This is a genomic window from Vibrio sp. V42_P2S4T144 (assembly GCF_009904715.1).
GTDB classification, from domain to species: Bacteria; Pseudomonadota; Gammaproteobacteria; order Enterobacterales; family Vibrionaceae; genus Vibrio; species Vibrio alginolyticus.
On sequence record NZ_WXWS01000073.1, the window covers coordinates 1 to 7,388 of the forward strand.

8 protein-coding genes are annotated in these 7,388 nt (G+C 43.6%); all 8 read right to left on the minus strand.

Annotation, left to right across the window (positions count from 1 at the left end; translation table 11 throughout):
• Window positions 1–43: 43 nt before the first annotated feature.
• From CAG68_RS02310 to CAG68_RS02345, 8 genes are read right to left on the minus strand one after another with little or no spacing between them, the layout of a single operon-like run.
• Window positions 44–814, minus strand: a complete 771-nt coding sequence (locus tag CAG68_RS02310) for an EAL domain-containing protein (RefSeq protein WP_017633491.1) — start codon at window positions 812–814, stop codon at window positions 44–46.
• Window positions 815–833: 19 nt separating this feature from the next.
• Window positions 834–2,924 (minus strand): flagellar biosynthesis protein FlhA, encoded by a 2,091-nt coding sequence (gene flhA, locus CAG68_RS02315; protein ID WP_005386867.1) that lies wholly within the window; start codon window positions 2,922–2,924, stop codon window positions 834–836.
• Between the two features lie 31 nt (window positions 2,925–2,955).
• Window positions 2,956–4,083: a flagellar biosynthesis protein FlhB gene (flhB, locus tag CAG68_RS02320; protein ID WP_005375025.1), complete on the minus strand. Its 1,128-nt coding sequence runs from the start codon at window positions 4,081–4,083 to the stop codon at window positions 2,956–2,958.
• Complete coding sequence (gene fliR / locus CAG68_RS02325) at window positions 4,080–4,856, minus strand: flagellar biosynthetic protein FliR (RefSeq protein WP_005375027.1); 777 nt, start codon at window positions 4,854–4,856, stop codon at window positions 4,080–4,082. The genes flhB and fliR overlap by 4 nt, the downstream gene beginning before the upstream one ends.
• Window positions 4,856–5,125 (minus strand): flagellar biosynthesis protein FliQ, encoded by a 270-nt coding sequence (gene fliQ / locus CAG68_RS02330; protein WP_005375036.1) that lies wholly within the window; start codon window positions 5,123–5,125, stop codon window positions 4,856–4,858. Before fliQ ends, fliR begins: the two co-directional genes overlap by 1 nt.
• Window positions 5,126–5,137: 12 nt before the next feature.
• Window positions 5,138–5,896 carry a flagellar type III secretion system pore protein FliP gene (gene fliP / locus CAG68_RS02335; protein ID WP_005375037.1) on the minus strand — a complete coding sequence of 253 codons (759 nt, stop codon included), beginning with the start codon at window positions 5,894–5,896 and terminating at the stop codon, window positions 5,138–5,140.
• Between the two features lie 18 nt (window positions 5,897–5,914).
• Window positions 5,915–6,286, minus strand: coding sequence for a flagellar motor switch protein FliN (fliN, locus tag CAG68_RS02340; RefSeq protein ID WP_005375038.1), 372 nt, complete (start codon window positions 6,284–6,286; stop codon window positions 5,915–5,917).
• Entirely contained in the window at window positions 6,283–7,101 is an 819-nt protein-coding gene (locus tag CAG68_RS02345; RefSeq protein WP_005375039.1) for a FliM/FliN family flagellar motor switch protein, read from the minus strand. The genes fliN and CAG68_RS02345 overlap by 4 nt, the downstream gene beginning before the upstream one ends.
• Window positions 7,102–7,388 lie beyond the last annotated feature (287 nt).

A 7,388-nucleotide genomic window follows, 5' to 3' on the forward strand; every position in this document is an offset into this window, starting at 1 on the left:
CGAATAAATCGTGCTGTTTTAAATATAAATGGTTGAGTTTCAACTATTCCTCATCAAAAGACTGAAAGGAGAGAGAGGTTGGGATATCGCTGAAATAACCAAAATAATAACTGGCACCCAATAAACGATAGCGGTTAAGTTCCGTTTGACTCGCTACACGTCCGGCAACCCAAGTATATTTATGCTTTCTTAAGAACTTAGCAATAGGTAGGAAAGCGTGTCTTTCTTCTTTATCCTCTAGTGTGACTGACAATTTGATCATATCGGGACTAAAGTCTGCGACGCGCTCGAAGTTCACTTGCGATGTCGCGACTTCAAACCAAAGTGAATATGCATTCTCTTTTAACTTTTTGGTGAGTGTGGCGACTTTATCACTATCACATAACGTTTCATCAGCTTGAAGAGAAGGAATCACATGTTGAAAAGCAGAAGAGTGGAATTGAATCGTCTGTTCGAGAAAATAAACCCCAGGCTCCCAAAGTAATGCATCCACGCGAATCGGCACGACAACATTACTAATCAAGTCGTGATGAAAGGCTTCTAACTGAAATTGTGTTTGTCTTAGTGCAAGGTAAAGACTGAACAAATCCAGGCAGTACTGCATTTGTTCAGAGAGTTTGAATTGATAGACACTTTGTTCTCCACGCATACCAAATCTCAACGTCAGGTGTTGGAATTCTACTTCCCCTGATTGAGCTTCCCTAATTGCTTGGCATGCGTGTTGGACATCATTGTGTTTTAAAGCATCAAAGACTAATTGATCGTCATCCGTGACGATGTGTTGTACTGCGAGACCAACCAAATGTTCGTACATCGCATGTGTTGAAATAAGATTAACCAAGGTTTCCTACCACATTGATTTGTTTGTTTTCTGGGATTTCGTTGTAAGACAATACTGCCAGCCCTTGTGTAAATGTGCGAGCGTAACGCGCTAGAAGAGGGCGCAGCTGTGGCATAACGAGAAGGATCGGAGGTAGCCCCTGTTGTTTAAGCTGTTGTCTAATCAATGGCAAGTTTTGTTGGAACTGACCAAGAATGTTTGGCTCAATTGGGAAGCTATCTAGTGTTACCGTACCAGAAGATTGTGCTTGTTGCAGTGAAGTTAGTAGCATTTGTTCTAACTCATCAGACAGTGCGTAGACATTTAATTCGTTCTTTTGTCCTGCAATTAAGTTAACAAGCGTACGCTTTAGTGCACAGCGTACATCAGATGCAAGTAGGATCGGGTCCTTTGTATTTTCCGCGGATTCCAACATTGTGTTGGCAATCGTGCGAATATCTTTTAGTGGCACTTGGTCCAATAAAAGCTGGCGATATACTTTCAGCTGCTGTGCTGGATTAAGTGCTGCTGCTAATGCTTCTGCTAGTTTCGGGGCTTGTTGTGTCAAACGCTGGGTTATTGCTTCCACATCGTCGTGCGTAAACAATTCTGCAAGGTTTGTCTTCATGATTTTACTAATATGAGTGGCAATAACAGTGCCATCATCGACAACTTGGTAACCCATATTAAGTGCTTTTGCTTTATCTTGATGCTCAATCCACACAGCTGGCAACTGATAAGCAGGATCGCTACCCAAAATGCCATCTACCTCACCGTAAGTTTCGCCAACCGCTATCGCCATTAAACGCTCTGGTTCAATAAAACCTTGCTCAATGACTTCGCCATTTAGAGAAATTGTGTATTGGTTTGGCTTGAGGCTCAGATTGTCACGAATACGAACTTCAGGTAATAAAAAGCCAACTTGTTCAGAAAGGTTTCGACGCACACCGCGAATTCGTTGTGATAAAGGTGCCCCTTGTTCTTTGTTGACTAGATGGACGAGTCGGTAACCAAGCGCAAGTGATAATGTTTGGACGTGAGGAATATCATCCCATGTCAGCGGTGTATCATCGTCTTGCATCGCTTGTGAAAGTGCTTCGACCTCTTCAATCTGGGAGTCTTGCACTGGCTTCTTGGTTTGACGCCACCCTGCGAACGCTAATGCGCCAGAAAACGCAAAAAAGGCTAGGTGTGGCATACCCGGTACCATACCGATTACCGCCATAATACCTGCGACAGTAAATAGCGTTGCAGGAGTTGCCAGTAATTGCTTTTGCATGGTTTCCGACATGCCATTATCGCTATCATTAATTCGCGTAACGATAATCGCGGCAGCCGTTGCCAATAGTAGTGAAGGAATTTGAGCAACTAGACCATCACCGATTGTGAGTAGGGCATAAGTTTTAAAGGCGTCAGACGCAGCGAGTCCATGCTCGAAGACACCAATACTAATACCACCAATGATATTGATAAACAGAATCAACAAACCTGCGATGGCATCGCCACGCACAAACTTTGATGCACCATCCATCGAACCATGAAAATCGGCTTCGTTGGCGACTTCTTTACGGCGTAAGCGAGCCGTTTCCTGATCGATAAGGCCAGCGTTTAAGTCGGCATCAATTGCCATTTGTTTGCCTGGTAAAGCATCCAACGTAAAGCGGGCTGAAACCTCAGAAATACGTTCACCACCTTTGGTGATTACGACGAAGTTGATGATCATCAAGATGACGAACACCACCATACCAACGACGTAGTTACCGCCAATGACGACTTCACCGAATGCTTGAATGACCTTACCCGCTGCGTCACCACCATTATGTCCTTCTAGGAGTACAATTCGCGTAGAAGCCACGTTCAATGTGAGACGTAATAATGTTGCGACCAGCAAAATAGTTGGAAAAACAGAGAAATCTAATGGTCGCTTTGCGGTTGTGCTGACCAGCAATACTAGGATTGCTAAGACGATATTAAAGGTAAACAGCGCATCCAGTAGCAGAGGAGGCAAAGGAAGAATCACCATTGCTAATATCATTAGCAAGACGATTGGAATGCCAACGTAGCCTTTGGTTGATGTTTGAAGTTGTTTTAACCGGTTAAGCATACTTTCGTGTCCTTGGATAAACGCGGGTTAATCAGTGCTGCAAATGTTTTGGAATCGAAAAATGAGGTAAAGGAATTGGCTCTTTTCCCTCACCTTTACGAAAGGCTTTCAATTGCAAAACGTAAGTAAGAATATGTGCCACTGCGATGTACAGTTGGCTTGGGATTGCTTGTTCAATCGCCGTCGTGTGATAAATCGAACGGGTAAGTGGCGGGGAGTTAATGATTTCCACTTTGTTTTCTCGGGCGATACGTTGAATGTGCATAGCGGTTTCGTCTACACCTTTTGCGACGACAAAGGGCGCGTCAGAAAGTGAAGGCTCGTATTTCAGTGCGACTGCATAGTGCGTTGGGTTAGTGATGATCACGTCAGCCGTCGGCACCATTTTATCGATCTTACGGCGCGCAAACTGTTGCTGTATTTGACGAATACGTTGCTTTACTTCCGGACGACCTTCATTATTTTTAAATTCCTCTTTCAATTCTTGTTTCGTCATGCGGAGTTCTTTTAGGTGTTCCCAACGCTGATAAGGAATGTCGATAACCCCAAATAACAACAAGGCGAAGCCCATTAAGAGTAAGCCTTCAAACAGAATTGACATTACTAGAGAAAAACCTTGGCTGAGCGGGAGATTTTGCATGCCAAGTAATGGCTGTAAGTGGTTGTCTAAATAGCCATATAAGATGCCGAATATCACGGCTACTTTGAACGTTGACTTTAAGAGCTCAACCACTGAGCGGGTCGAAAAAATGCGCTTTATCCCGCTCAAAGGATTAATTTTGCTGAGCTTTGGCATTACGTTCGCGGGACGGAACATCCAGCCGCCTAGCACAAGGCTACTACCACAGGTCACGATAATAATGACGGTAAACAATGGTAATAGCATGTCTATGATGACCGCTAAACTTTGTCCCAATTGCTCGACAAGTTGTTTAGGATTTTCTAGGTCGGCTCGCGTCAGCATCATGTTGTAGCGAAAGATACCCGACATGCTTTCCCAAATACTATTAAGCTGAGAGTAAAAGTAGAGCGCCACCGCTAGAAATATCACCGCAGTAGTAAACTCTTTCGCGCGAGGAATTTGTCCTTCCTGGCGGGCTTTCTTTACCTTCTGCGGTGAGGCTTTTTCAGTTTTGTCTTGAGAAGATTGATCGCTCATGCTCCCCCCAACATAAAGTTACTCAAGTGTCTAATGGTGTCGTGAACGAGCGCCGTGTAGCGACCAGGAACACCAGAAACTGAGATTAATACGCTGAATAGACCCAGCAGCATCGTCATAGGAAAACCTAACGCATAGACATTAAGTGATGGTGCGGCTCGGTTCATTACACCAAAACTGATGTTGGCTAGAAGCATGGAAACAATAGCGGGCAAAGCCAAAGCGAGTGAAGAGGCAAACATCCAACCGAAAATGTTGACAACACCTTGCAGAGAAAGCGATGTGATACCAGATCCGACTGGCCAAACAACAAAGCTTTGAATCACGATATCTATGACGAGTAAGTGTCCTTCTAGCGCGAGGAACAACAAGGTTGAGAAAATCAGAAATATGCGTCCCAAAATGGCGACAGAAAGCCCGTTAATAGGATCATTCATCATCGCCATACCTAAGCCCATTTGCAGAGAAATCACCTGGCCAAGCATGGTGAAAACGTTAAAGAGCATGTGCAAAATTAACCCAAACATTACTCCCCAAATAGCTTGCTCAAAAGCAAGGAACAGGGAAGTCATAGAGAATAACTCGACTTGTGGCATGGGTGGCATTAACGGTCCAGTAATGACAACGATCGAGAGGGCCAGTAAAGTACGAACCCAAACAGGAATAATCGCATCACCAAAGAAAGGCATTGAAATAAATACGGCTCCCACACGAAAAAACGGCCACCAGAGTTGACCGAGTATCGCCGAGAGCTCTGCAAATGTGATGGCCATTAGCCAATCATCCCTGGTATGTTGTGGAACAAGAAATCAAACAGTTCCATGATCTTACGTAGCATCCAGTGACCTGCAAAAATCACCATTAATAAGGTAACGAGCAAACGTGGCAAAAAGCTGAGTGTTTGCTCGTTGATTTGTGTGGCAGCCTGAAATACGGCGATACACAAACCGACAATTAAGCCTGGAACAACCAATACGGCAACCATCAAAATGATCAGCCATACTGCATCGGAAAATAACGTTACGGTTAGTTCTGGGGTCATAACTGCTCCTAGTTAACCGAAGCTGGCAGATAAGGTGCCAACTGTCATTGCCCAACCATCCACGAGTACAAATACCACCAACTTAAAGGGAAGTGAGACAATCAAAGGTGATAGCATCATCATACCCATTGCCATCAGGACACTGGCGACAACCAAGTCGATGACCAAAAACGGGATGAAAAGCATAAAACCAATTTGGAAGGCGGTTTTCAGTTCACTAATGACAAATGCAGGCAAGACAACGGCAAATGAAATATCCTCAACGTTTTGGTCGAGAGGCTCATTGGCAATACGTAACATTTGTTCAAGAGAGCTTTGGTGCGTCTGTGCCAACATGAACTCTCTCACTGGTTTCTCTGCAACAGAAAAAGCCTGTATTAGCGTGATTTCGCCGTTGTCGTATGGCTGAAACGCATTTTCATAAATATCGCTCCAGACAGGGCGCATAATCAGTAACGTCAATGCGAGAGCGATCCCGACCAACACTCTGTTAGGTGGGCTTTGTTGAAGACCAAGAGCTTGGCGCAAAATCGCAAGGACAACGACAATTCGAGTAAAGCTCGTCGCCATCAAAATAAATGCTGGAAGAAAACTGAGCGCCGTCATCAACAACAGAATTTGCAGTTTAACGCTGTATTCTTGTTGTGTGTCGCCATCAGAAACGGACAAGATAGTTAAGCCGTTGTCAGCCGCCATTGTTGGGAAAGCAAACAAAAGTGACACCAATACCAAAAGAGGTAACCAACGGTGCCAAGCGCTCAGATTTTTCATTGTGATGCCTACCTAAGATTATTGACCAACGCCACTCAATGCAGAGTCATGTACATCGATCAGACGAAGTCCATACTTATCATTGACAACGACAACTTCAGCGTGGCCCATAAGAGAACCGTTTACTTTCACGTCTAAAGGCTCGCCATTGAGCTTTTCCAACTCGATAACCGTGCCTTCACCCGCTTTCATTAAGTCCCCAAGTGGGATCTCCTTACTCGCAACTTCCAGCGTGACTGTGACAGGAATGCTTTTGAAAAAGCTAAGGTCACGTTCCGCAGTGGCTGGTTCTTGTTGGAGCGTATCTTCGGCTTCAAAGTCTTCTAATTGAAAATCATCAAAGTTCAGTTCTTCTGCGTCGAATGCATTAGTTTCTAGCGCTTCGCTCATCGCTGCGGTTCCTTATCAGGGTTAAAGATCAAAACAAGTTGGCCGTCTTGCTCGGCAATACGACCTGTAAATAGAGATTGGTTGCCAATGCTTACTGGAACCGTGTTAAGAAGCTCAATAGGTAAAATATCGTTGGGTTGTAAGCCAACCACATCACTTAAAGGCATCTTCTTTTTACTTAGAACAACGTTCAGTCGAACGGGGGTCGTCTCTAAAGAACGACAGAAAGGTTGAAACAAATCGGTATCAGGTTGCAGTTCAAGCTGCTCGATCAGCGTTTGAATAAGATGACCATCTAGCTTGAGATGAATTGAGCCTTGATGATCGTCAAACGCAATGTTTAATTGAACGTTAATGCCAATTCCTCTAGGGGTCTCATACTCACCCGTGTCCCACATTTCACCAGGAGCAAGCCAACCGATGATGATTCGACTGATGCGCTCTTGTAAACGTAAGTCACTGGCCGTCAGAGTAGCGGCTGAACGCTCTGCACTTGCACCATAAAATCTATCAGCCAACTTTATTAGCGTGTGAGGGTTACCATGGATGAATACCATGCCGCCTTCCTGATGTTGATAGGTCGACGTTTGCTCTTTGTCCATCTCAACCGATGTAAAGCGGTGCAAGTCTACTGAGGTTAAGCTAGCTTCCACTTTTCCTGTGCTGAGCCAATTTTGTAATTCAGTCGTAAGGTTTGAGCAAGATTCTGAAATTAAATTATCGAGCTTCTCACGAATGATATGAATAGGTTTGCCTAATAATTCTACATCAAGTAGTTGACTATCAGAAATAGGCTCGCTAACTCTATTTTCCATTTATATTTTACCGTGCGTTAACAATCGAAAGTGTTTTAACTTAATGGCGTGTAGTCTACACAGAAATTTTAATGATCTTTTAGCTCCAAACTCTAAGATTGTGACTTTAGTTCACATGTTGCTTTGTTCATATAGTCATAATCTTTTAATGAAATTTAAAAAGAGTTAGTTTTCTTTATAAATCGCTTAATAAATAAAATAACAATGTTGAGCGTTTTAGTTGTTATAGATTTTTTAAATTGCCTTTATGGCGTAACAACAATTTCAAATAAATAAATTATAAAATA